The organism is Microbispora triticiradicis (genome assembly GCF_005864065.1).
Taxonomy (GTDB): Bacteria; Actinomycetota; Actinomycetes; order Streptosporangiales; family Streptosporangiaceae; genus Microbispora; species Microbispora triticiradicis.
On the sequence record NZ_VANP01000011.1, the window covers coordinates 70,743 to 93,363 of the forward strand.

Genomic DNA, 22,621 nt, shown 5'->3' on the forward strand with positions numbered 1-22,621 from the left:
ACGCCCAGGAACGCGGGCAGAAACATGGGCTCCGACCTGGAAACGGACCTGGAAACGGACATGGGCGCGGCCGGGCCCGGCTATAACCGTGACCAGAGCCCTGACCGCGGCTGTGACCAAGCCTGACCAGAGCGTGACCAGGACCAGGGCGTGACCGGAAGACCTGAGCGGGAGGCTCGATGAGCAGGGAGCGGGCCCGCCGGAGGGCGGAGCGCGAGGCCGAGCGCGAGCGCCTCGCGGCGGCCCGCGCCGAACGCGAGGCGAGGGCAGCCAGGCGGCGCGAGCTGCGTGACAGGCTCGTCGGGCCGATCCGGACCGCGGTGCTCCCGCGCCCCGCCCGACCGGTGCGGGTCGCCCGGCAGCGGGGGTATCTCGCCCGCCGCCGCCGCACGGAGAACGGGGTCGCGGTCACGTTGTGGTTCCTCGTCCAGGCGCTCGCCTGGATCCTGTTCGAGTCGTGGATGGCCCGGCTGGGCGTCTTCCTCGGCTCGATCCTGCTGCTCCCGGTGCTCGTCACCATCGTTTTCGACCGGAGGTCATGACCAAATGTCGCTCGTATTGCTCCCAGCCGTCGACGTCGCCGACGGCCAGGCCGTACGCCTCGTGCAGGGTGAGGCGGGGACGGAGACCTCGTACGGGGACCCGCTCGCCGCCGCCCTCGCCTGGCAGGAGGCCGGCGCGGAGTGGATCCACCTGGTCGACCTCGACGCGGCGTTCGGGCGGGGAAGCAACCGCGAGCTGCTGGCCTCCGTCGTGGGCAGGCTCGACGTGCAGGTCGAGCTGTCCGGCGGGATCCGCGACGACGCCACGCTGGAGGCCGCGCTGGCCACCGGCTGCCGCCGGGTCAACATCGGCACCGCCGCGCTGGAGGACCCGGCGTGGTGCGCCAAGGCGATCGCCGAGTACGGCGACCGCATCGCGGTGGGGCTCGACGTGCGCGGCACCACGCTGGCCGCCCGCGGCTGGACGAAGGAGGGCGGCGACCTGTGGGAGGTCCTCGACCGGCTGGAGTCCGAGGGCTGCCCCCGCTACGTCGTCACCGACGTGACCAAGGACGGCACGCTGCGCGGTCCCAACCTCGACCTGCTGCGCCAGGTCTGCGCGCGGACCGACCGCCCGGTCGTCGCCAGCGGTGGCGTGTCGTCGCTAGACGACCTGCGGGCCATCGCGACGCTCGTGCCGGAGGGCGTCGAGGGTGCGATCGTGGGCAAGGCGCTGTACGCCCAGGCGTTCACGCTGCAGGAGGCGCTCGCGGCGGTGACGGCCGGATGAGTACCCCGACGCCCGCACAGACTCCCGCGCAGACGCCCGCACAGACATCGGCACAGACATCGGCACAGGCACAGGCATCGGCACCGGCACAGACGCCCTCGGCGCAGATGCCCGAGGGCCGGATCTCCTCCGGCGGTCCCTGGGAGGACCGGTACGGCTACGCCCGCGCGGTCGTCGCCGGGCCGCACGTGCTCGTGTCCGGCTGCACCGCCACCGTCGGAGGGGAGGTGCAGCACGTGGGCGACGCCTACCGGCAGACGCTCACCGCCTTCTCGATCGCGCTGGACGCCGTCGAGAAGGCCGGCACGACGCGGGCCGACGTGGTGCGCACCCGCATGTTCGTCGTGAACGCCGACGACTTCGACGCCGTGGGCAAGGCGCACGGGGAGATCTTCGGCGACGTGCGGCCCGCCTGCACGAGCGTGCAGATCGCCGGCCTCGTCGACCGGCGCATGCTGGTCGAGGTCGAGGTCGAGGCGTACCGGGCGGCAAGCGGCGGCGGGGGCTGAGCGATGACGGTAGCGGTGCGCATCATCCCCTGCCTGGACGTCGACGCCGGACGGGTCGTGAAGGGGGTCAACTTCGAGAACCTCAGGGACGCCGGCGACCCGGTCGAACTGGCCGCGCGGTACGACGCCGAGGGCGCCGACGAGCTGACCTTCCTCGACATCACGGCGTCCTCAGGTGAGCGGGAGACCATGCTCGACGTGGTTCGCCGTACGGCCGAGCAGGTCTTCATCCCGCTCACCGTCGGCGGCGGCGTGCGGTCGGCCGACGACGTCGACCGGCTGCTGCGCGCGGGCGCCGACAAGGTCGGCGTCAACACCGCCGCGATCGCCCGGCCCGAGCTGCTGACGGAGACCTCCCGCCGGTTCGGGTCCCAGTGCATCGTGCTGTCGGTGGACGCGCGCCGGGTGGTCGACGGCCCGCCCACGCCCTCGGGGTTCGAGGTGACCACCCACGGCGGGCGCCGGGGGACCGGCATGGACGCGATCGAGTGGGCCAGGCGCGGCGAGGAGCTGGGGGTCGGGGAGATCCTGCTCAACTCGATGGACGGCGACGGCACCAAGACGGGGTACGACCTGGAGCTGCTGCGGGCCGTACGGGCCGCGGTGGGCATCCCCCTGATCGCCTCCGGCGGTGCCGGGCGGCTGGAGGACTTCCCGCCCGCGGTGGACGCCGGAGCGGACGCCGTGCTGGCCGCCTCGGTCTTCCACTTCGGCCAGCTCAAGATCCACGAGGTCAAGGACACGTTGCGGGCGGCCGGTCACCCGGTCCGCTGAACGCGCCGGCAGGCCGGGCCCTCACCGCCCGGCCTGCCCCGCACGTCTCCGATGATCATGCACCGGTCAGTCGTCGTCGATCTCCACGATGGCCGTGGGAAAGGCCGCGGGACCGGTGCCGAGTGAGGACGACGCCTGCGACTGGTACTGCCACTGCGCCTGGTAGGGGCCGTCACAGCCCTGCCCGGACACCTGGTGGTGGAAGCCGGAACCGGTGTGGCCGACAGGGACGACCGTGTCGGCGAACGCTCTGGGCGCCGGTTGCACGGCCGACAGACCGATGGCGGCGAGGACCGCGAGACCGAGCGGGCTCGGGAATCGCATGGCGGGCATACTGCCTCCTGTCCTGCTGGCTCGTCCTGCTGAGCTCCTCTTGCTGAACTGGCGCGGGTACGGCGATCCGGATCGGCATCTCCAATGGTCACCGGGCGCGCCATGGCCGTCCAGGCATTCAGCAGCAAACAGGGCAATATGCGGACGAATCAGGCATAAGGGATTTAGTGCCCTTTTCCCGCCTTGGTGCGGAAAGATCGTGATTTGCCGAGGCGAGGTGCGGACGCGGCCGGGTCGTAACGGTCCTGGCCGTTCCGGTCGCACGCGCCGTGCCCGCGGCCGCCGTACGGCGGCTTCTGCGGAGACCGGTGTGAGAGCGGCCCGTAGGGGTAAAGGTAGGGGACCGGTGGCCGGACCCCACTCGACGAACGCCGGAGGAGCCGCGAGAAGGGTCGCATCGATGATCGCGGAGGGTGGCGTGTCCGGCGCGGAGGGTGGCGCTCCGAAGGGATGGGTCGGAGGGACGGGTCGGGCGGACAGGTCGGGCGGACAGGTCGAACGAGCAGGGCGCGGAGACGGGTGAGAAGAGGCCGGCGGAGCGAGGGCGGTTGCCCTGCCGGCCCTGTGTCGGCCCCTGTTGGCGCCCTGGCGTCGGCCCTGTCGGGAGAGTGTGGCCGTGCCGGAACGGGTTCCTTCACGGCCCTTGAGGGATCTCGCGGCCGGGATGCCGCGACGGTCGGCTCAGGACCGGGTCAGGACGGGGTCAGGACCGGGGTAGGACCGAGGTGAAGAAGGTGGCGAGCCGGCTGGCCCCGGTGTTGACCGTGTCGAACACGCCGCGGACGGCGCCCGCCGCCGCGTGCGGCTGGTTGTAGAGGTAGAAAACTACGAACGCGATGGCCGCGTACGTAAGAACCTTCTTCAACTTCATCGGGGGGGCCTCCTGCTGTCGGTTTCCCGGACGTTTGTACCCGGCGGCAGGAATGATCATAACTAGCCGCGAGGACACGAGCCCGTTCCGCTCTCATCGTGAGACGGAGGCGGGCCGGCCTCCGGGCCCCGGCGGTCAGCCCGACACGAGCGAGGTGAAGAAGGCCGAAAGCCGCTCCGCACCCGTCGTGATCCCCCCGAACAGGTTCCTGACCGCGGCGGCGGCGTTCGCGGGCTGGGTGAACAAGTAGAAGATCACAAACGCGACGGCCACATAGGTCAGGACCTTTTTGAGGTTCATCGGGGCTCCCAAACACTCATGTCTGGATCACATGCTGCCCCATATCAAGATGTTTACGTGGGAATTCCGGGCAGTTCCCACCATGCCCTGATCACAGGCCGAATCTCGCCTGCCGCAGCCGGGCGACCGCCTGGTCGTCCCCCTGGTAGGTCACCCGGGCGTGCTCCTGCCGGCCGAAGGCGAACAGCAGCAGCTCGGCCGGCTCGCCGGTGACCACGACGGCGGGCTCGGCCATGCGTCCCGCGGTCCTCGCCCCGTCCGTACGCTGGAGCACGACGCCCACGGGCGCCCCGCGCATGAAGAAGCGGGCACCGCCCCGCAGCCGCCGCCAGAACGTCTCCTGGAGGTCCTCGGGGAGGTCCCGGGGCTCCCATCCGGACTGTGCCCGGCGTACGTCCTCGTGGTGGACGAACAGCTCGACGGTGTTGACGATCTCGTCCAGCCGGGACACCAGGCCGTACGGCGTCCAGCGCGGCGGGCCGCTCCGCACGAGCCCGACCAGCTCGGGGTAGGAGTGACGCCGGATGAGGCGCTCCTGCACGGCGGCGGTGTGGCCCGCCAGGAGCGGCAGCGCGATGCCGGGGGCCGCGTCGAGGCGGCGCTCGCGGAGGACGAGATGGGCCGTCAGGTCCTCGGTGGCCCAGCCCTCGCACAGCGTGGGCGCGCCGGGGCCGAGGTCGTCGAGCAGGTCGCAGAGCGCCGCGCGCTCCGTCTGGGCGTGAGTCACGTGATCAGCCTACGGCCGGCGCCCCGCCCGCCCCGAAGCGGAGCGCAGGAATAAACCGCTTGATCAGGATGATAGGGAGTATCTAGGACCAATGGCTTGGGCGGGCCTGGGGCCTGGGACCGATCCGGCGGTCCGCCCGCATGGGTATCGTCCCCGTCCGGGGCGCTCGCAGGGAGCGGCCCGGACGATCCCCGATCGGAAGGAAGCACACCGCGTGCCGACGAAGGAGTCTCCCGCGCGGCCCGGCAGCTCGATCATGCTCCAGGGTCTCAAGGTCCTCGGCGTGGCGATCAGGACGGAGCCGCGGATCTTCATCGGCGCGGTCCTCGCCAGCGCCCTCTACGGAGGGATGACCGTCGCGTCGTCCTGGGCGCTCGGGTGGGCGACCGACAACGCCGTGCTGCCCGCGTTCCGGGACCACGAGGCCGCCACCGGAGGGCTCGTCGCCGCGGCGGCGCTGATCGTGGGCGTCGCGGTGCTCAAGGCCGCGGGCGTCATGGGCCGCCGCATCCTGGCCGGCATCCACCAGTACCGCATGCAGGCCCACTCCCGCCGCGCGGTCACCCGCCAGTACCTGCGGCTGCCGCTCGCGTGGCACCACCGCCACCCGACCGGGCAGCTGCTGTCCAACGCGAACTCCGACGTCGAGGCGGCCTGGGCGCCGCTCGCGCCGCTGCCGATGGCGGTGGGCGTGGTCGTGATGCTCGTCACGGCCGCCGTGGCGATCGTGCTGGTCGACCCCGTTCTCGCCGTCGTCGGCTTCCTGATCTTCCCCGCCGTGGCCGTGCTCAACCTGGTCTACCAGCGCAGGCTGTCGCCGCTGGCCATGCGGGCCCAGGCGCTGCGGGCCGAGGTGAGCGAGGTCGCACATGAGAGCTTCGACGGCGCGCTCGTCGTCAAGACCCTCGGCCGGGAGGACGCCGAGACCGTCCGGTTCCAGGCGAAGGCCGACGCGCTGCGCGACGCCAACATCGCCGTCGGCCGGGTCCGGGGCCTGTTCGACCCGCTGCTGGAGGCGCTGCCCACGCTCGGCGTGCTGGCCGTGCTGCTCGTCGGCGCGCTGCGCCTGGAGTCGGGCGGCGTCGCGGCCGGCGACCTCATCCAGGTGGCCTACCTGTTCACGCTCCTGTCCTTCCCCATCCGGGCGCTCGGCTGGGTGCTGGCCGAGCTGCCGCGCAGCGTCGTCGGCTGGACGCGGATCAGGGAGGTCCTCGACGCCACCGGCTCCATGGAGCACGGCACGGCCCGCCTGGACGCCCCCGGCCCGGCCCGGCTGGCCGCGGAGGGCGTCGGCTTCGCGTACGTCCCCGGGAGCCCGGTGCTGAAGGACGTGACCTTCACGGTCACGCCGGGCCGCACGACCGCGATCGTCGGCCCGACCGGCGCCGGCAAGTCGACCCTCACCCAGTTGCTCGCGCGGCTCGTCGACCCCGGCGAGGGCGTCGTACGGGTCGACGGGGTCGACCTGCGCGACGCGGCCAGGGGGGAGGTCAGCCGGTCGGTGGCGCTCGTCCCGCAGCAGACGTTCCTGTTCGACGACACCGTGCGCGGCAACGTCACCCTCGGCGAGGCCGTCCCGGACGAGCGGGTCTGGGCCGCGCTGCGCCTCGCGCAGGCCGACGGCTTCGTCAGCGGGCTGCCGTCGGGCCTCGACACCCGGATCGGCGAGCGCGGCGCGACGCTGTCCGGCGGGCAGCGGCAGCGCCTCGCGCTGGCCCGCGCCCTAGTGCGCGAGCCCCGGCTGCTGATCCTCGACGACGCCACCTCCAGCGTCGACCCGCAGGTCGAGAAGCGCATCCTGTACGGCCTGCGCGACGGCGCCGCCGAGGCGACGGTGATCGTGGTCGCCTACCGGATGGCGACGATCGCCCTCGCCGACGAGGTCGTCTACCTGGAGCAGGGCGTGGTCGCCGACCAGGGCGCGCACGAGGAACTGCTGGCCCGCTGCGCGGGCTACCGCGCCCTCGTCACCGCGTACGAGCGCGAGGAGGCCGAACGGGCCGCGCTCGACAGCGGTGAGGAGGTCGTGGCGTGACGAACCTTCCACGGCGCACAGTGAGGCTTTCAGTGAGGCTTTCAGCGAGGAGTGTGACCCGGTGACCGCCGTCACGGACACGGGGAAGACCGGCGGGAAGACCGGCCCGGAGAATGGGGAGGCCTCCGCGCTGCGGTCGGCGGAGCGCGGGGCGGTGGAGACGCTCAGGCAGGGCCTGCGGCTGTCGCCGGAGTTCCGCCGCGGCATCGCCGGGACCCTGGCGCTGGCCGTGCTGGCCACGCTGGGCAAGGTCGTCGTGCCGGTCGCCGTGCAGCAGGTGATCGACCGAGGCCTCGGGCAGGGCGCGCCCGACGTGCCGTTCATCCGCGACGCCGTCGTCCTGTGCGCGGTCGCGGTGGCGCTGACCGCGGTGTGCGGCTACCTCATGAACGTGCGGCTCTACCGCTCCACGGAGTCGGGCCTGGCCACCCTGCGCGGCAAGGGCTTCCGGCACGTGCACGACCTGTCGGTGCTCACGCAGAACAGCGAGCGGCGCGGCGGCCTGGTCTCCCGGGTCACCGGCGACGTCGACCAGATCAGCGCCTTCATGCAGTGGGGCGGGCTGATGGTCATCGTGTCCGTCGGCCAGCTGCTGGTCGCGACCGTGCTCATGGCCGTCTACTCCTGGCAGCTCACGCTGCTGGTGTGGGCCTGCTTCCTGCCGGTGATGCTGGCCCTGCCCAGGTTCCAGCGCCTGGTGGCCAGGGCGTACACCCGGGTGCGCGAGCGGGCGGGCGACGTGCTCGCCGCCGTCAGCGAGTCGGTCGTCGGCAGCGGCGTGATCCGCGCGTACGGCTCGGAGGACCGCACCGCCGAGCGGATCGACCGGGCGGTGGACGGGATGCGCGCGGCGCAGACCCGGGCCCAGAAGATCGTCGGCTTCACGTTCCCGACCACCGAGCTGGTCGCCTCGGCCGCCGTCGCGCTGGTGGTCGTCGCCGGGGTCGAGCTGGGCGTCGCCGGGTCCATCACGGCGGGCCGGCTCATCGCGTTCCTGTTCCTCATCACGCTGTTCGTCAGCCCCCTGCAGACCGCGACCGAGGTGCTGAACGAGGCGCAGAACGCGATCGCGGGCTGGCGCCGCATCCTCGGCGTGCTCGACACCCCGGCCGACGTGGCCGACCCGGAGAACGGCGCGACGCTGCCGCGCGGCCCGATCACGGTCCGCTTCGAGGGCGTCGGCTTCGCCTACCCGGGCGGGCCGCCCGTCCTGCACGAGGTGTCGGCCGAGATCGCCCCGCGCACGCGGGTCGCGGTGGTGGGGGAGACCGGCTCGGGCAAGACGACCTTCGCCAAGCTCCTGACCCGGCTCATGGACCCGACCTCCGGCAGGATCACGGTGGACGGGGTCGACCTGCGGGAGGTCGGCTTCGCCTCCCTGAGGGAGCGGATCGTCATGGTCCCGCAGGACGGCTTCCTGTTCGACTCGACCCTCGCCGGCAACATCCGGTTCGGGCGTCCCTCGGCCACCGACGAGGAGATCACGCGGGCGCTGACCGAGCTCGGCCTGGCCGACTGGCTCGACGGACTCCCGGCCGGTCTGGACACCCCCGTCGGGCAGCGCGGCGAGTCGCTGTCGGCCGGTGAGCGGCAGCTGGTCGCGCTGGCCCGGGCCTACCTCGCCGACCCCGACCTGCTGCTGCTCGACGAGGCCACCTCCGCCGTGGACCCCGCCACCGAGGTGCGGCTCGCCCGGGCGCTCGACGGGGTGACCCGGGGCCGTACGGCGGTCTCGATCGCCCACCGCCTGTCCACCGCCGAGGCGGCCGACGAGGTCCTGGTGTTCGAGCACGGCCGGATCGTCCAGCGCGGCCCCCACGCCGTGCTCGCCGCCCAGCCCGGCGTGTACGCGGACCTCTACGCGTCGTGGACCACCGCCACCACCGTCCGGTGACACCGGGGGAGGGCTTGCGGGGAGCGGCGGCGGGGCGGCAGGGAGCGGCGGCGGGGGCGGCGGGGCGCTGCGGCACAATTGGCCACATGGCCCTCGACCCGAAGATCGCCGACCGGCTCAAGCGCACCCCGGACGGCCTGGTGCCCGCGATCGTCCAGCAGCACGACACCGGCGAGGTGCTGATGCTCGCCTGGATGGACGACGAGGCGCTGCACCGCACGCTCACCACCGGCCGGGCGACCTACTGGTCCCGCAGCCGGGGGGAGTACTGGGTGAAGGGCGACACCTCCGGCCACGTGCAGTGGGTCAGGCACGTCGCGCTCGACTGCGACGGCGACACGGTCCTGCTGAAGGTCGACCAGGTGGGGGCCGCCTGCCACACCGGCGACCGCACCTGCTTCGACGCCGACGTCCTCGACGTGACCGGCGCGCCGTGACCGCTCCCACCCCCGTTCCCGCCGCCGCGCCCGGCCGGGCCGGCTCTCCGGCGGGGCGCTCGCTGCTCGTCTGGCTCGCCGCCTGCGCCGCCGGCGGCGGCCTCGCGCTGCTCGCCGCGGGCAGGCGGTGGGTGACGCTCGGCGCCGCCGGGGGACCCGGGGGAGCGGGGCAGGACGGCCTCACGGGCGGCGACCTGGTCGCCTGGCTCTCACCCGCCGCGCTGGCCGCGCTCGCCGCCGCCGTGGCCGTACTGGCGGCGAGGGGGATCGGGCGGCGGATGATCGGCGGCGTCGTCGCCCTGCTCGGCGCGGCGGTCGCGGCCGGAGCCTGGGACGGCACCCGCGACGCGACGGTCGCCGCCGCGGCCCGTGCGCACGCGACGGCGGCGACGGTCTCCGGCGCCGCGATCCCGGTGGAGTCGCGCGCCTGGGTCTGGCCGCTGCTCGCCGCCGCGGGCGGGCTCGTCCTGCTCGGGTCCGGGGCGGTGGCGGCGGTGCGCGGCGCGCGCTGGCCCGGCATGTCGGGCAGGTACGAACGGGACGCCGGTCACGCCCGCACTGAGCCGGGACGGGCTCCCGCGCGTGACGCCGACCGCGCCATGTGGGACGCGCTCGACGAGGGGGAGGACCCCACCGACGATCGGGCGCGCTGAGCCTTTTCGCCCGGGGTGCGAAGAGCCGGAGTTGTTGGACCGTTCCCACCTCAGATTACAAATTGTCCACAAACCCGGTTTACGCTCTGACCGGTCGCCCGGCTGTCGATAGGCTTCGCGGCGACTTCGTTGATCGCAACAGGAGACCGGATGAGCCACGGGTACCTGCCGGGTGACTCGGGCGGCTACGGCCACCCGCCCGGCGCGGGCGGCGTGCCGCCGGTCTCCGGCTATGGCCACGGCTATGGAAACGGGTACGGCTATCCGCCACCGCCCCCTCCGTACGGGTACCACCAACCCCATGGTCCCCGTACGAACGGCATGGCCGTCGCGTCGCTCGTTCTCGGCGTTCTCGGCCTGCTCTTCTGCGGGATCCCCGGGATCGCCGGCGTCATCTGTGGTCACATCGCGTTGCACCAGACGAGGCGGACGGGCGAACAGGGGCGGGGCCTTGCGATCGCCGGGCTGATCCTGTCCTACGCCGGCGCCTCCGTCTGGCTCCTGTACGCGATCGGGCTGGGTCTGCTGGCGGCGCTGAGCGTCACGAGCATCGCCGGTTAGCCCCACCCCGGGTCTCCCTCCCCTTCGCTCTCCTTCTTCTCCCACTTCCGCTGGAGCATCACATGTCCTACGGCAACGACCCGTACAACCAGGGTGGTTACCCCCCTCAGCAGCCTCCCCAGCAGCCCGGCCCGCAGGGCGGGTACCCGTCCCAGGGCGGCTACCCCCCGCCGCCGCAGGGCTCCTACCCCGCGCCCCCGCAGGGCGGCCAGTACGGCGGCGGCCAGTACGGCGCCGGCGCGTACGGCCAGCCCTCCGGCGGCTACGGCGGCCCCGAGCTCGCCCACTGGGGCCTGCGCGTCGGCGCGTACCTGATCGACGCCCTGATCGTCGGCATCCCGTCCGGCATCCTCTACACCATCGGCGGCTCCATGACCGCCAGCTCCCTTGAGGTGGACCCGAACACGGGGCAGCTCACCTCGACGGGCGGCAGCGGGATCGGCATGATCATCTACCTCCTGGGCTTCGCCGTCGCGATCGGCCTCGGCCTGTGGCTGAAGTACCAGGAGGGCACCACCGGCCAGACGGTGGGCAAGAAGGTCGTCGGCATCAAGACGGTCAAGGAGCAGACGGGCGAGTACATCGGCTTCGGCATGGCCTTCGTCCGCTACCTCTGCCACATCATCGACGGCCTGCCCTGCTACATCGGCTTCCTCTGGCCGCTGTGGGACGCCAAGCGGCAGACCTTCGCCGACAAGATCGTCGGCACCGTGGTCGTGCGCGCCTGAGCGCTAGGCTGAGCACGTGGACGTGACCGGACGGCGCGCGTGGGACCGGATTCGGTCGCTGCGCGCGCCGTCCGGCGCCGCGGCCGGTCTCGCCGCGGCGGTGGCGTACCTGGCGGTGGTCGACCCGCACGAGCCGGGTCACTACCCCGTCTGTCCCTTCTACTACCTCACCGGCCTGTACTGTCCGGGCTGCGGCGCCCTGCGCGCCGTGCACGATCTCGCGCACGCCGACCTCGCCGGGGCGGCGCGCATGAACCTTCTCTTTGTCGTTTGCGTTCCTGTCGTGATCGCGGCATGGGCCAGGTGGACGTTACGATCATGGCAGGGGCGGCCCGTGGGCCCGGGTGCCGCACGCCCCGTCTACCTGTGGGGACTGATCGTCGTCGCGGCCGTCTTCTGGGTAGTGCGTAATACGCCTTTCGGGCATTTCCTCGCTCCGTGACGCGACCCTGTGGCCGATCGACGCGAGACGGGCCGATACCATCGCAGGGCAGGACACGCAGAGCAGCCGACGAGAGCAGCCGACCGGAGGGACCCTTGCGCGTGAGCGAGCGGACAGGTGATTCGCGCGAGCTCCGAGCCGAAGGCGAGGAGGACGCGTGAGTGTTCTTGAGGACATCATCGTGGGCGTGCGGGAGGACCTCGAGGAGCGGCAGCGCGACGTGCCGATCGAGGAGCTCAAGCGCATCGCCGCCCGCGCCCCCGAGCCCCGGGACGCCTACGCCGCGCTCGGCGGCGACCGGGTCTCCGTGATCGCCGAAGTGAAGAGGTCGAGCCCGTCCAAGGGCGCGCTCGCCGCCATCGCCGACCCCGCCGCGCTCGCCGCCGACTACGAGGAGGGCGGCGCGCACGTCATCAGCGTGCTGACCGAGCGGCGCAGGTTCGGCGGCACGCTCGCCGACCTCGCGGCGGTGCGGGCCGCGGTCGACGTGCCCGTCCTGCGCAAGGACTTCATCGTCACCTCCTACCAGCTGTGGGAGGCCAGGGCGCACGGCGCCGACCTCGCCCTGCTGATCGTGGCGGCCCTCGACCAGCAGGCGCTCGTCTCGCTGATCGAGCGGGCCGAGTCGATCGGGCTCTGCCCGCTCGTCGAGGTGCACACCGAGGAGGAGCTGACCCGCGCGGTGGACGCCGGCGCGAAGGTCGTCGGCGTCAACGCCCGCGACCTGAAGACGCTGCAGGTGGACCGCGAGGTGTTCGCCAGGCTCGCGCCCAAGGTGCCGGACGGCATCATCAAGATCGCGGAGTCGGGGGTGCGCGGGCCGCACGACCTGCTCGCGTACGCGCGGGCGGGGGCCGACGCGGTGCTGGTGGGCGAGAGCCTGGTCACCGGCAGGGACCCCAAGGCCGCGGTCAACGACCTGGTGACCGCGGGCGCGCACCCGGCCTCCCGGCAGGACAGCGGCTCCGAGAGGCACCCGTGAACGACAGCACCGCAGAAGGAGGCCGAGTGACCTCGACGGATGGGACCCTCATCACCCCCGCCGACCTGGCGGGGGGCGGTGTCGGCGGCAACGATCCGGACGTCCAGGGCAAGTTCGGCATATTCGGCGGCCGGTACGTGCCCGAGGCGCTCATCCCGGCCCTCGACGAGGTGGCCGCCGAGTACGAGAAGGCCAAGACCGATCTCGACTTCGTCCGCGAGTTCGACCACCTGCTGCGCACGTACGCGGGCCGTCCCACGACGCTGACCGAGGTGCCGCGCTTCGCCGCGCACGCGGGCGGCGCCCGGATCCTGCTCAAGCGCGAGGACCTCACCCACACCGGTGCCCACAAGATCAACAACGTGCTCGGCCAGGCGCTGCTGACCAAGCGGCTGGGCAAGCGGCGGGTCATCGCGGAGACCGGGGCGGGCCAGCACGGCGTCGCCACGGCCACCGCGGCGGCGCTCATGGGCCTGGAGTGCGTCATCTACATGGGCGCCGTCGACTGCGAGCGCCAGGCGCTCAACGTCGCCAGGATGAAGCTCCTCGGCGCGACGGTCGTCCCGGTCACCAACGGCAGCCAGACCCTCAAGGACGCCATCAACGAGGCGTTCCGCGACTGGGTCACCAACGTGGAGCACACCCACTACCTGTTCGGCACGGTCGCCGGGCCGCACCCGTTCCCCGAGATCGTCCGGGACTTCGCCCGGATCATCGGAGTCGAGGCGCGCCGCCAGGTGCAGGAGCTCGTCGGCCGTCTGCCCGACGCGGTCTGCGCCGCCGTCGGCGGCGGGTCGAACGCCATCGGTCTCTTCCACGCCTTCATCCCCGACGAGGGGGTCCGGCTGTACGGCTACGAGGCCGGCGGGCGGGGCGCGGAGACCGGCGAGCACGCGCTCACCCTCACCCAGGGCAGCGTCGGCGTGCTGCACGGCGCCCGCACCTACGTCCTGCAGGACGACGAGGGCCAGACGATCGAGTCGCACTCGATCTCCGCCGGTCTCGACTACCCCGGCGTGGGCCCCGAGCACGCGTGGCTGAAGGACAGCGGCCGCGCCACCTACGAGGGCGTGACCGACGAGGAGGCCATGGAGGCCTTCGCCCTGCTCGCGCGCACCGAGGGCATCATCCCGGCCATCGAGTCCTCCCACGCGCTCGCGGGCGCGCTGCGGCTCGGCCGCGAGCTCGGCCCGGACGCCGTGATCCTGGTGAACCTCTCGGGACGCGGCGACAAGGACATGGGCACCGCCATGAAGTACTTCAACCTCTGATCCAGCATCGATAGGGCATCCGATGACGACACTCCAGGCGGTGTTCGACAAGGCACGCGCCGAGGACAGGGCCGCGCTCGTCGGCTACCTGCCGGCCGGCTTCCCGACCAAGGACGGCGCGGTGAGGGCCGCGACCGCGATGGTCGAGGCCGGCTGCGACGTGATCGAGATCGGCCTGCCGTACTCCGATCCGCTGATGGACGGCCCGACGATCCAGGACGCGGTGCACCGGTCGCTGGAGAACGGGACCCGCATCGCCGACGTGCTGCGCACCGTCGAGGGCGTCGCGAAGTCCGGGGCCGCGACGCTGGTCATGACGTACTGGAACCCGATCGACCGCTACGGCGCCGAGCGCTTCGCCCGGGACCTCGCCTCGGCGGGCGGCGTGGGGACCATCACGCCGGACCTGACGCCCGAGGAGTCCGGGCCCTGGCTCGACGCGAGCCGGGAGTCCGGCCTCGGCACGGTCTTCCTCGTCGCGCCCAGCTCGCCCGACGAGCGCATCGCCAAGGTCGCCGCCTGCTGCACCGGTTTCGTGTACGCGGCCTCGCTGATGGGCGTGACCGGCGCCCGGGAGTCCGTCAGCTCGGCGGCCGAGGGACTGGTCAAGAAGACCAAGGCCCACACGGCGTTGCCGGTCTGCGTCGGTCTCGGCGTCGGGAACGGCGCCCAGGCCGCCGAGGTCGCGTCGTACGCCGACGGGGTCATCGTGGGGTCGGCCTTCATCCGGCGCCTGCTGGACGCGCCGGACGAGAAGTCCGGTCTCGTGGCGGTACGCGAACTCGCGGAGGAACTCGCCAGGGGTGTCCGGCGCTGAGCCGGATCTTCGGCTTTCTCCCCCCGGTACCGCCGCGAACAGCGGAAACGCCACCGCTTACCATGCTCTTATCCCGCACATGGTGAGGTTGGGTCCCGGTACTGTTCAGTCGGTGTTGCCTACCGGGCGAGGAGTCTGATGGTTCAGTTGGCATCCGGCGCTCAGGTCTCCGGCCATTTACCGTCCGAGAGACCGGCGCACTCCTGGGTCACGACCGCTGCGCGCGTCGTGCTGGCGGCCGTACTGATCGTCGCCGGCGCGCTCAAGATCGGCGCGCCCGCCCTGTCGGTGCAGGCGGTGCTCGCCTACCAGCTGCTGCCGGAGTCCCTGGCGCAGGTCGTCGGGTACGGCCTGCCCGTCGTGGAGATCATCACGGGTCTGCTGCTGCTCGTCGGCCTGTTCACCCGGGTGGCGGCGGGAGCCGGCGGCGTGCTGATGGTGGCGTTCGTCATCGGCATCGGGTCCGCGTGGGCCAGAGGGCTGCGCATCGACTGCGGCTGCTTCGGCGGTGACGGCACCCTCGCCGCGGGCCAGGACCCGAACTACTTCTGGGAACTGGTGCGTGACATCGGGCTGCTCGCCTGCGCGGCGTGGATCGTCGTGAAGCCGGTGAGCCGCCTGTCGCTGGACTCGGCTCTGGGTTTCGGGGGAGCCCGGGAGCCGGTGGACGAGGACGGTCAGGACGAGGGCCGGGACGACCGCGCCTGACACGCAGGACCGCGGTCCGGCTCTGGGTCCGGCCGCGGTGACAGCAGGGGGGAAGGTTCGTGAGCAAGCGGACGAGTGAGGCGGCCAAGGCGCGCATCGCGGCGCAGCGGGAGGCCCTGCGCAAGCAGGATCAGCGCAGGCGCGTCACGATGATCGCCACCATCGTGGTGGTCGTCGTGGTCGCGGCCGCCTTCGTCGTGTGGTCGGTGCGGCAGGGCGCCTCGGAGAAGGTCACCGGCGGCCTCGCCGCCGCGACCGTGCAGGAGGACGGGACCGTGGTGATGGCCCAGCCGGGGGTCACCACGCCGGTGGTCGACGTGTACGAGGACTTCCAGTGCCCCGCGTGCAAGCAGTTCGAGGAGACCAGCGGCGCCACGCTGAAGAACCTGGCCGCCGAGGGCAAGGCGAAGGTCGCCTACCACGTGATCACGATCTTCACGCAGGAGCCGACCAAGAGCAACTCGCTGCGCGCGGCCTCGGCCGCACGGTGCGTCACGGACGGCCGGCAGTGGCTGGCGTTCCACGACAAGCTCTACAAGAACCAGCCGAGCGAGACCTCCAGCGGGTTCTCCGTGGACCAGCTGATCACGTGGGGCAAGGAGGCGGGCGTGACCTCCTCCGGCTTCGACGACTGCGTGCGCAAGCAGGGCAACGTCGCGGCACACCAGGCGTACACGCAGCAGGTCATGACCACGCAGAAGCTGGGCGGCACGCCGACGGTCAAGATCAACGGCAAGGAGATCGACAGCAAGGTCGCGTTCGTGCCGAGCGACCTGCGCGACGCCGTGGTGAACGCCGCCAAGAGCTGACCCGGGCGAGGCCCAAGCCGGACGACCGGACCGTCCCGCGCGCCGCCATCTGGGCCGCGAGGCCCGCCGGACCCGTTCCAGGGTGCGTCCCGGCGGGTCGGCGGGGCCGGCGGGGTTCCGGCGGGAGGGCCTCAGCCCCGGTGGGCCGGACGGTAGGACAGGCGGTCCAGGCCAACCCGGAGGCGGTGCTGGACCTCCACGATCGCGAGGTGCATGGTCTCCGCCTCGGCCTGGGCGTGCACGGGCTGCCCGTTCACGTCGAGGACCGCCCGCGCGGCGCACCGTTCTCCCGGGCTGAGCGACGGACTGTAGGCGAGGTTGACCCTGGCGTAGAGGATCGGCCTGGCGGTGAACCTGGACACCGACGCGATGCGCTCCCGCGCCTCGGTGACCGCTCCCGCGGGCACCTGCCCGCTCGTCTCCACAGTGACCGCTTCGGGCGTGAGTGTGTCGTTCATGATCGGAGTCTGCCCATTTCGGCCGCCGGCTCACCAGGGACCTGTGGTACCGGACGACGGCCCGTGCGTCGCCTTCCGAAGGGCCGGACGCCTCTACCGCACCCGGGTTTCGCCGCCGCGTGGCGGGTCAGCATGCAGGCATGCCCCGCGACGACCCTTCCGCCCCTCGCTCCGCGCCGATCGCCGGCCCCCGGCAGGACGTCGCCGCACGGATCCACCAGGCGATGGTGGCCTTCGCGGCGGGCGACGCGCTCGGCGTGCCCTGGGAGGGGCGCGGGCCTGAGCGGATCGACCCCGAGGAGGTCGTCCGGCTCCCCGCCCCGGACCGGGGATGGCCGCGCGGGTCGACCTCGGACGACACGGCGCAGATGGTGCTGGTCGCACGCTGCCTGGCCGACACCGGCGGCCGCCCCACCTCGCTGGAGTTCCTGACCCGCCTCGCCGAGGCGGCGCCGGCCGTACGCGGCCTCGGACCCACCACGCGGCACGCCCTGGCGCACTTCCACGCCACGGGTGAGCCGCCCGCCCCCTCGGCGGGAGACCGGCCGACCAACGGCGCGGCCATGCGCGTCACCCCGATCGGCTGGGCCGTTCCGACCGACCGGCCCGGCCTGCGCCGCCGGCTCTGCGAGGTCGTCTCCGCCGCGACGCACCGGGCGCCGGCGGCCGTGGCGGCGGCCCGCGTCATCGCGGCGCTGGCGTCGCACGCGCTGGAGGGAGAGAGCGTGCCCGCCCTGCTGGAAGTGGCCGTGGACGAGGCCCGCCGGGCGGACGAGCATCTCGACACCATGGACGAGGCGACGGAGGTCGCCAGTGGCGCAGTGGCGGCGAGCGGGCCACCCGCGTCCGCGGCCGGCGTGGTGGACGGCGTGGCGGCAGGCGGGCGTGCCGCTCCTGTGGACGCCGTGGTGGATGCCGCTCACGGACGGTGGACGCCCCCGTCCGAGGGCGTCTCGCTGGACGCCGTCGAGACCGTCGCCGCGGTGGTCCACGTGTTGCGAGAGGCTCCCGCCCTCGCCGCCGCGCTGCCGTACGCCGTGTCCCTGGGCGGCGACACCGACACGGTCGCCGCGCTCGTCGGCGGGGTCCTCGGCGCCCGGGAACCGGAGGGGGTGGCCGCGCTCGGCTGGCTCGGGCCGGTGGACCTCGGCGAGTATCCCGCCCTGCCGGACCTCGCGGCCCGCCTGGCCGCCCTCCGCGCGGCTCCGCCGCCGCCCGGATGAGCCGCCCGCCGGGGGCCGGAGCACGTCCTGGTACCGATGAACGCGGCGGGCACCGGACTCGCCCCCTCTTGCGGTAACGTCACGTTACATGCCCCTCCTCGCCTCGATTCCCAGCCCGTCACAGGGGGTCTGGAATCTCGGACCGATTCCGATCCGCGCGTACGCCCTGTGCATCGTGCTCGGCGTCGTCGTCGCCGTCTGGATCGGCGAACGCCGCTGGCGCGCCCGCGGCGGTGCTCCCGGGACGGTCACCGACCTCGCGGTCTGGGCCGTGCCGTTCGGCCTCGTCGGCGGACGTCTCTACCACGTCATCACCGACTGGCAGATCTACTTCGGCTCCGACGCGCCCAAGCGGCCGATCGACGCCCTGTTCATCTGGGAGGGCGGCCTCGGCATCTGGGGCGCGATCGCGCTCGGCGCGCTCGGCGTCTGGATCGCCTGCCGCCGCCGCGGCATCTCCTTCACCGCCGTGGCCGACACCCTCGCCCCCGGCGTGGCCGTGGCCCAGGCCATCGGCCGGTGGGGCAACTACTTCAACCAGGAGCTCTTCGGCGGCCCCACCGACCTGCCGTGGGGGCTGGAGATCGAGCCGGGCCACCCGGGCACCGTCCCCGGCGCGACCACCTACCACCCGACCTTCCTGTACGAGTCGCTGTGGGACCTGGCGCTCGCCGGCGTGCTGATCCTGGCCGCCCGCCGCTTCGGCCTCCGCCACGGCCGGGTGTTCGCGCTGTACGTCGCGGGCTACACGCTGGGCCGGTTCTGGATCGAGGGGCTGCGGGTCGACCCCGCGCACGAGATCCTCGGGCTGCGGCTGAACCAGTGGACCTCGATCGTCATCTTCCTGTGCGCCGTCGCGTACCTGGTGCTGTCCCGGAACCGGACGGGCGAGGAGCCGGTCGGCGTCCTCGCGGGGGACGGCGAGGGCGCCGACCCCGCCCACCGGCGGGACCAGGCCGACGAGCCCGAGCTCGGCGGCGGGGAGGCCGGGAGCCTGCCCGCGGCCCACGAGGACGCTCCGGAGACGGACGGCCCGGCCGGCTCCGCTTCCGCGGGTTCCGATGACGCTCCGGCGGACTCCGGTGAGGGGGACAGGGCGCCGGCGGGCGCCGGCGCCACGGGCGACGGCGGGACCATGCCGGAACCGGAGGCCGGGCGGCGATGACCGAGGCCAGGACGGGGGCACGGGCCGAGGCACACCACCAGCACAGGGACGTCACCGGCGGATGGCTGCGGCCCGCGGTGTTCGGCGCGATGGACGGACTGGTGTCCAACTTCGCGCTCATCGCGGGCGTCGCCGGCGGCACCGCCGAGACCAGGATCATCGCCCTCGCCGGCATCGCCGGCCTGGCCGCCGGAGCCTTCTCCATGGCGGGCGGCGAGTACGTGTCGGTCGCCAGCCAGCGCGAGCTGGCCGAGGCCGAGATCGACGTGGAGCGGCGGGAGCTGGAGCGGCACCCCGAGGCCGAGGAGGCCGAGCTGGCCCAGATGTACGTCCAGCGGGGCGTGGATCCGGAGACCGCCAGGGAGGTCGCCCGCCAGATCTCCCGCGACCCGGAGGAGGCGCTCGCCGTCCACACGCGGGCCGAACTGGGCGTGGACCCCGGCGACCTGCCCTCACCGCTGCTCGCCGCCGGATCGTCGTTCTTATCGTTCGCCTTCGGCGCCCTGGTCCCGCTCCTGCCGTACCTGATCGGCGCGCGGAGCCTGTGGATCTCGGCCGCCGCGTCGATGGTGGCGCTGTTCGTCGCCGGCGCGGTGGTCTCGCGCGTGACGGCCAGAAGCTGGTGGTTCAGCGGTCTCCGCCAGCTCGTGGTGGGCGCCGTGGCGGCGGCGCTGACCTGGGGACTGGGGTCGCTGATAGGAACCGGCGGTCTATGACCAAGCGCAAGCGCCGGTCGTCCGCGACGGCCGAGCGCTGGGCCGGACCCACCCTCACCGAGCTCGGGCTGGACAACCGGCAGCAGCGCGTGTTCGTGTGGTCCGTGACCGCCGCGGGCGTCCTGGTGATCGCCCTGGTGCTGACGCTGGTGGTCAACGCGCTGGGCGGAGGCGGACCCGCGGTGCCGGCGGGGGCGTCGGCGGACATCGCGGGGCAGGGACTGCCGTCGTCCTTCCAGTCCTGGCCGTCCCTTAAGGAGTTCGCCCCGATCGCGGACCGCAAGGCGGACTCCGCGCCGCTGAGCGTCCAGGAGGTGTTCGGCGCCCGCACGCTCAGCGCGGGAAAGATCACGCTGCGCCGCCTCACCAGCCGTCCCGACCAGGCCTGCGGGGGAGCGGTGTGGGGCGCCGACCTCGTCGACGCCCTCGCGGAGGCCGGGTGCACCCAGGCTGTCCGCGGCCTGTACGCCACGGCGGACGGGGTCTATCTCGCGCAGTACACGCTGTTCAACCTGTCGTCCGTCGCCGCCGCCGAGTCCCTGGCGACGTCGCTGGGGACGCTCTACCGGGGATCGTGGGTGCAGCCGCTCGAATCCCCCCGGGCGAAGTTCGGCGCCTACAGCGAGGCGAGCGCCCAGGTCATGGGCCATTACCTCGGCGTGGCCTGGATCGGCAGGACCGACGGCGCCGAGCCGGGGGAGACCGACGACTTCGTCATGCTCGGCCTGGCCGTGCGCGAGGCGGAGAGAGCGGTCTTCCGCCGGGTGGTCGCGGTCGCCGGCGTGCCGTCGGACCCCGCCCAGCCGCCGGGCCCGGCCGACACCGCACAGCCCGCGGAGGACCCGCCGTCCGATCCCGGCGCCTCTCCGGCCCCTTCCGCGAGCGCGGCCCCTTCGACGAACACGGCCGCGCCGTCCCCGGCCGCCCGGTAGATAGGTCGCAGGGCCGCCCGCCCGTCAGCCCGCGCCGGCCCGACCGGAGCCCCGGGAGCGTGCCCGGTTCCCCCGCCGGGAGGGGCGTGTGCGCCCCGGCTGACCGCGGCCCAAGGACGACCTCGGGCGGTCGATCCTCAGGCCGGGGCGGGGGCGGTGATCTCCGCCGTCAGCTGCGTGAGGCGGTGGAGCGGGAGTTCGAGGGGGGTCGCGTCGCCGGCCCAGGGAGCGGCCTCCTCGACGGCGGCCCTGGCCTGCCGCTTGGTGAGCCCGGCCGTCCCGCCGTGGCCGGCCGTCCCGCCGTGCCCGGGGGTCCCGGCGTGCCCGGGGGTCCCGGCGTGCTCGGGCGGTGTGGCGTGTCCGGGCGTCGTGGTGAGGCCGGTCCTGGTGAGCGCCTCCCGCCAGGTGTTGGCGAGCTTCCCGTGCGCGCTGTCCAGGATCGCGCGGATGATCCGCTCCGGCCCGTCCTCCGGCGGCGCGAGCCGTACGGCGTCGAGGACACGGCCCTCGGCGGTGAGTTCGTAGACCGGGGCGAGCAACGCGGCCAGCTCGGGCAGCCCGGCGACCGGGGCGGCGGTGAGCACCCGCACGTGCCGGGCCCGGGTCGCGAGCAGCAGGCGGGGCAGGGCCGCCTCCAGCCCGGCCGGCACCGCGATGACCACCCGCCGCGGGTCGGCGGCGTACGGCTTGGCCAGCAGCGTGGCGAGCCGGGTGCGGGGCACCTGCGGCAGCAGGCCGCGCGGCCAGTCCCCGGCGAGCAGGTCCGGCCCGAAGGCGGTCACCGCCGCCTCGTCCGCTGTGGCGTCCACCCCCGTACCGGCCGTGCTGTCCGCCGTGCTGCCCGCCGTGCTGTCCGTCCCCGCACCGGCCGTCCTGCCGGTCGCGCTGTCCACGGCCGTCGCCTGGGTCGTCGCCTGGGCCGCCGACTTGCCGGGGCGCCCGGCGGACTCCACGGCCTGAGGGCCCTGCGTGTAGATGGCCGTGGCGAGGCGGTCGAGTCGCGCGGCGATCGCCGGCCAGGTCTTCGTGGTGGGACGCAGCACGTACAGGTCCGCCGCGCTGCCGATCGCCTCCGCCCCGTAATACCGGTTGAAGTGCGGAAATATCGCCTCATGCAGCAGGTTGAGGTCGACAAGAGCCTTCTGCACCTTCAGCGCGAGCATCGGGGTGCGCTCGGAGGCGCCGTACGCCAGGAGGATGCGCCCCCGCTCGCGGTCGCGCAGGCCCTCGGCGGCGCGCGCGGCGAACAGCCCGATCCCGTCCGGCGTGTACGGCGGGTCGGTGATCGCGAGGTCGGCCCAGCCGCGCAGCGACGGCGGCAGGCCGAGACGCAGGTCGGCCCACCGGGTGCGTACCCCGAGGTCCTGGGCGTCGACGAACTCCAGGATGCGGTCGTCGATGTCGGCCACCGCCACCTCGACCTCCGGGTGGACCATCCGCACGGCCAGCGAGGTCAGGTCGTGGTCGCCGACGCACAGCAGGCGGGCGCCGGGCAGCCAGAACCGCCTCCCCAGCAGGAGGGCGCGGCGCAGCACGGTCTCGGCGGTCGCGGAGACGTGGTCGAGCGCGTGCCGGCCCCGGGGAGCCTCGGCGATCAGCCGCTCCAGACGGGCGAGGGTTTCGGCGTGTTCCGGCACCATTTCGGACACCGGATTCCCGAGATCGGAAATTTCCGGCCCGACCCCGGCGTTGTAGCGGTTGACCTGATCCATGGGTATCCGGACACGGTCGCCGCTGTGCTCAAGGGGGAGCGCCCGCAGCAGCGACTCGATCGTCCGCCGTGGCGTCGCGGTCTCCCGTACCAGGTCGGACAGGGTCCACCAGCGGCCGCCCGCCAGGAGCGCCAGTGCTCCGCGCAGGCGCAGGCCGTCCACGCCGGCCTCCGCCAGCAGTTCGTCGATCGCCTCATGACCACCCATGCGCAAACCCTATCGAGGCCCTGTTCACCACGCTGACCTGTGAAGGTTCGCGAAGCAGACCGGGGGGGCACTATTCCGGCAGCGT

General features: G+C 73.3%; 26 protein-coding genes. 20 read left to right on the plus strand and 6 right to left on the minus strand.

The annotated features are described in order from the left end of the window. Positions 1-179 precede the first annotated feature (179 nt). From FED44_RS25700 to hisF, 4 genes are all read left to right on the plus strand, one after another. A complete protein-coding gene (locus FED44_RS25700) occupies positions 180-542 on the plus strand; it encodes a hypothetical protein (RefSeq protein ID WP_138462337.1) in 363 nt (120 codons plus the stop codon). A 4-nt stretch (positions 543-546) separates the two neighbouring features. Then, positions 547-1,272, plus strand: coding sequence for a bifunctional 1-(5-phosphoribosyl)-5-((5-phosphoribosylamino)methylideneamino)imidazole-4-carboxamide isomerase/phosphoribosylanthranilate isomerase PriA (gene priA, locus FED44_RS25705; RefSeq protein WP_111697420.1), 726 nt, complete (start codon positions 547-549; stop codon positions 1,270-1,272). A 107-nt stretch (positions 1,273-1,379) separates the two neighbouring features. Beyond that, complete coding sequence (locus FED44_RS25710; RefSeq protein WP_111697421.1) at positions 1,380-1,781, plus strand: RidA family protein; 402 nt, start codon at positions 1,380-1,382, stop codon at positions 1,779-1,781. 3 nt (positions 1,782-1,784) lie between these two features. Next, positions 1,785-2,555: an imidazole glycerol phosphate synthase subunit HisF gene (gene hisF, locus FED44_RS25715; RefSeq protein ID WP_111697422.1), complete on the plus strand. Its 771-nt coding sequence runs from the start codon at positions 1,785-1,787 to the stop codon at positions 2,553-2,555. 66 nt (positions 2,556-2,621) lie between these two features. Here the strand turns inward: hisF and FED44_RS25720 are convergent, their stop codons facing one another. From FED44_RS25720 to FED44_RS25725, 4 genes are all read right to left on the minus strand, one after another. Next, positions 2,622-2,888 carry a hypothetical protein gene (locus tag FED44_RS25720; protein WP_111697423.1) on the minus strand — a complete coding sequence of 89 codons (267 nt, stop codon included), beginning with the start codon at positions 2,886-2,888 and terminating at the stop codon, positions 2,622-2,624. 703 nt (positions 2,889-3,591) lie between these two features. Further along, on the minus strand, positions 3,592-3,759 hold the full coding sequence (locus FED44_RS36035) for a hypothetical protein (protein WP_165900427.1): 168 nt from the start codon (positions 3,757-3,759) through the stop codon (positions 3,592-3,594). A gap of 135 nt (positions 3,760-3,894) precedes the next feature. Continuing rightward, positions 3,895-4,059, minus strand: a complete 165-nt coding sequence (locus FED44_RS36040) for a hypothetical protein (RefSeq protein ID WP_167521588.1) — start codon at positions 4,057-4,059, stop codon at positions 3,895-3,897. A 91-nt stretch (positions 4,060-4,150) separates the two neighbouring features. Further along, the gene (locus tag FED44_RS25725) at positions 4,151-4,786 is read right to left on the minus strand and encodes a TIGR03085 family metal-binding protein (RefSeq protein WP_111697424.1); all 636 of its coding nucleotides are present in this window, start codon (positions 4,784-4,786) and stop codon (positions 4,151-4,153) included. 256 nt (positions 4,787-5,042) lie between these two features. Here FED44_RS25725 and FED44_RS25730 point away from each other — a divergent pair, with 256 nt between their 5' ends. From FED44_RS25730 to FED44_RS25785, 12 genes are all read left to right on the plus strand, one after another. After that, the gene (locus FED44_RS25730) at positions 5,043-6,821 is read left to right on the plus strand and encodes an ABC transporter ATP-binding protein (protein WP_138462412.1); all 1,779 of its coding nucleotides are present in this window, start codon (positions 5,043-5,045) and stop codon (positions 6,819-6,821) included. A 61-nt stretch (positions 6,822-6,882) separates the two neighbouring features. Next, positions 6,883-8,715, plus strand: a complete 1,833-nt coding sequence (locus tag FED44_RS25735; RefSeq protein ID WP_138462338.1) for an ABC transporter ATP-binding protein — start codon at positions 6,883-6,885, stop codon at positions 8,713-8,715. 86 nt (positions 8,716-8,801) lie between these two features. Then, positions 8,802-9,152, plus strand: coding sequence for a phosphoribosyl-AMP cyclohydrolase (hisI, locus tag FED44_RS25740; RefSeq protein WP_111697426.1), 351 nt, complete (start codon positions 8,802-8,804; stop codon positions 9,150-9,152). After that, positions 9,149-9,805: a TIGR02234 family membrane protein gene (locus FED44_RS25745; RefSeq protein WP_167521589.1), complete on the plus strand. Its 657-nt coding sequence runs from the start codon at positions 9,149-9,151 to the stop codon at positions 9,803-9,805. Before hisI ends, FED44_RS25745 begins: the two co-directional genes overlap by 4 nt. Positions 9,806-9,955: 150 nt before the next feature. Next, on the plus strand, positions 9,956-10,366 hold the full coding sequence (locus FED44_RS25750; RefSeq protein WP_117410532.1) for a DUF4190 domain-containing protein: 411 nt from the start codon (positions 9,956-9,958) through the stop codon (positions 10,364-10,366). A gap of 62 nt (positions 10,367-10,428) precedes the next feature. Beyond that, positions 10,429-11,094, plus strand: coding sequence for an RDD family protein (locus FED44_RS25755; RefSeq protein ID WP_117410533.1), 666 nt, complete (start codon positions 10,429-10,431; stop codon positions 11,092-11,094). Positions 11,095-11,110: 16 nt separating this feature from the next. Further along, positions 11,111-11,536 carry a DUF2752 domain-containing protein gene (locus FED44_RS25760; RefSeq protein ID WP_117410534.1) on the plus strand — a complete coding sequence of 142 codons (426 nt, stop codon included), beginning with the start codon at positions 11,111-11,113 and terminating at the stop codon, positions 11,534-11,536. Positions 11,537-11,693: 157 nt separating this feature from the next. Then, on the plus strand, positions 11,694-12,518 hold the full coding sequence (trpC, locus tag FED44_RS25765) for an indole-3-glycerol phosphate synthase TrpC (RefSeq protein WP_117410535.1): 825 nt from the start codon (positions 11,694-11,696) through the stop codon (positions 12,516-12,518). 65 nt (positions 12,519-12,583) lie between these two features. Next, positions 12,584-13,789 carry a tryptophan synthase subunit beta gene (trpB, locus tag FED44_RS25770; RefSeq protein WP_244302284.1) on the plus strand — a complete coding sequence of 402 codons (1,206 nt, stop codon included), beginning with the start codon at positions 12,584-12,586 and terminating at the stop codon, positions 13,787-13,789. A 22-nt stretch (positions 13,790-13,811) separates the two neighbouring features. Continuing rightward, positions 13,812-14,606 (plus strand): tryptophan synthase subunit alpha, encoded by a 795-nt coding sequence (gene trpA / locus FED44_RS25775; RefSeq protein ID WP_117410537.1) that lies wholly within the window; start codon positions 13,812-13,814, stop codon positions 14,604-14,606. A gap of 228 nt (positions 14,607-14,834) precedes the next feature. Beyond that, complete coding sequence (locus FED44_RS25780; protein ID WP_244302263.1) at positions 14,835-15,314, plus strand: DoxX family protein; 480 nt, start codon at positions 14,835-14,837, stop codon at positions 15,312-15,314. Positions 15,315-15,373: 59 nt separating this feature from the next. Continuing rightward, entirely contained in the window at positions 15,374-16,123 is a 750-nt protein-coding gene (locus FED44_RS25785; protein WP_138462341.1) for a DsbA family protein, read from the plus strand. Positions 16,124-16,254: 131 nt separating this feature from the next. On the opposite strand, the gene FED44_RS36045 is transcribed toward FED44_RS25785, so the two are convergent. Next, positions 16,255-16,581 carry a hypothetical protein gene (locus tag FED44_RS36045; protein ID WP_117410540.1) on the minus strand — a complete coding sequence of 109 codons (327 nt, stop codon included), beginning with the start codon at positions 16,579-16,581 and terminating at the stop codon, positions 16,255-16,257. A 140-nt stretch (positions 16,582-16,721) separates the two neighbouring features. Here FED44_RS36045 and FED44_RS25795 point away from each other — a divergent pair, with 140 nt between their 5' ends. The 4 genes from FED44_RS25795 to FED44_RS25810 all read left to right on the plus strand — a co-directional run bounded on the left by FED44_RS25795 (position 16,722) and on the right by FED44_RS25810 (position 20,617). Then, a complete protein-coding gene (locus FED44_RS25795; RefSeq protein ID WP_138462343.1) occupies positions 16,722-17,804 on the plus strand; it encodes an ADP-ribosylglycohydrolase family protein in 1,083 nt (360 codons plus the stop codon). Between the two features lie 88 nt (positions 17,805-17,892). Next, positions 17,893-18,969, plus strand: coding sequence for a prolipoprotein diacylglyceryl transferase (gene lgt / locus FED44_RS25800; protein WP_138462344.1), 1,077 nt, complete (start codon positions 17,893-17,895; stop codon positions 18,967-18,969). After that, positions 18,966-19,685 (plus strand): VIT1/CCC1 transporter family protein, encoded by a 720-nt coding sequence (locus FED44_RS25805; RefSeq protein WP_117410543.1) that lies wholly within the window; start codon positions 18,966-18,968, stop codon positions 19,683-19,685. Before lgt ends, FED44_RS25805 begins: the two co-directional genes overlap by 4 nt. Then, entirely contained in the window at positions 19,682-20,617 is a 936-nt protein-coding gene (locus FED44_RS25810) for a hypothetical protein (protein ID WP_138462345.1), read from the plus strand. Before FED44_RS25805 ends, FED44_RS25810 begins: the two co-directional genes overlap by 4 nt. Before the next feature lie 137 nt (positions 20,618-20,754). Here FED44_RS25810 and FED44_RS25815 read toward each other — a convergent pair whose 3' ends face one another. Then, positions 20,755-22,536 carry a bis-aminopropyl spermidine synthase family protein gene (locus tag FED44_RS25815; protein WP_138462346.1) on the minus strand — a complete coding sequence of 594 codons (1,782 nt, stop codon included), beginning with the start codon at positions 22,534-22,536 and terminating at the stop codon, positions 20,755-20,757. Between the last annotated feature and the right edge of the window lie 85 nt (positions 22,537-22,621).

Excerpts from the sequence above, each read along its gene's own strand:
- lgt (WP_138462344.1), top strand. The coding sequence starts at position 17,893 with ATGCCCCTCCTCGCCTCGATTCCCAGCCCGTCACAGGGGGTCTGGAAT.
- hisI (WP_111697426.1), top strand. The coding sequence starts at position 8,802 with ATGGCCCTCGACCCGAAGATCGCCGACCGGCTCAAGCGCACCCCGGAC.
- hisF (WP_111697422.1), top strand. The coding sequence starts at position 1,785 with ATGACGGTAGCGGTGCGCATCATCCCCTGCCTGGACGTCGACGCCGGA.
- FED44_RS25700 (WP_138462337.1), top strand. The coding sequence starts at position 180 with ATGAGCAGGGAGCGGGCCCGCCGGAGGGCGGAGCGCGAGGCCGAGCGC.
- FED44_RS25755 (WP_117410533.1), top strand. The coding sequence starts at position 10,429 with ATGTCCTACGGCAACGACCCGTACAACCAGGGTGGTTACCCCCCTCAG.
- FED44_RS25750 (WP_117410532.1), top strand. The coding sequence starts at position 9,956 with ATGAGCCACGGGTACCTGCCGGGTGACTCGGGCGGCTACGGCCACCCG.
- FED44_RS25710 (WP_111697421.1), top strand. The coding sequence starts at position 1,380 with ATGCCCGAGGGCCGGATCTCCTCCGGCGGTCCCTGGGAGGACCGGTAC.
- trpA (WP_117410537.1), top strand. The coding sequence starts at position 13,812 with ATGACGACACTCCAGGCGGTGTTCGACAAGGCACGCGCCGAGGACAGG.
- FED44_RS25815 (WP_138462346.1), bottom strand. The coding sequence starts at position 22,536 with ATGGGTGGTCATGAGGCGATCGACGAACTGCTGGCGGAGGCCGGCGTG.
- FED44_RS25805 (WP_117410543.1), top strand. The coding sequence starts at position 18,966 with ATGACCGAGGCCAGGACGGGGGCACGGGCCGAGGCACACCACCAGCAC.
- FED44_RS25795 (WP_138462343.1), top strand. The coding sequence starts at position 16,722 with ATGCCCCGCGACGACCCTTCCGCCCCTCGCTCCGCGCCGATCGCCGGC.
- FED44_RS25730 (WP_138462412.1), top strand. The coding sequence starts at position 5,043 with ATGCTCCAGGGTCTCAAGGTCCTCGGCGTGGCGATCAGGACGGAGCCG.
- FED44_RS36035 (WP_165900427.1), bottom strand. The coding sequence starts at position 3,759 with ATGAAGTTGAAGAAGGTTCTTACGTACGCGGCCATCGCGTTCGTAGTT.
- FED44_RS36045 (WP_117410540.1), bottom strand. The coding sequence starts at position 16,581 with ATGAACGACACACTCACGCCCGAAGCGGTCACTGTGGAGACGAGCGGG.
- priA (WP_111697420.1), top strand. The coding sequence starts at position 547 with ATGTCGCTCGTATTGCTCCCAGCCGTCGACGTCGCCGACGGCCAGGCC.
- FED44_RS25810 (WP_138462345.1), top strand. The coding sequence starts at position 19,682 with ATGACCAAGCGCAAGCGCCGGTCGTCCGCGACGGCCGAGCGCTGGGCC.
- FED44_RS36040 (WP_167521588.1), bottom strand. The coding sequence starts at position 4,059 with ATGAACCTCAAAAAGGTCCTGACCTATGTGGCCGTCGCGTTTGTGATC.
- FED44_RS25720 (WP_111697423.1), bottom strand. The coding sequence starts at position 2,888 with ATGCCCGCCATGCGATTCCCGAGCCCGCTCGGTCTCGCGGTCCTCGCC.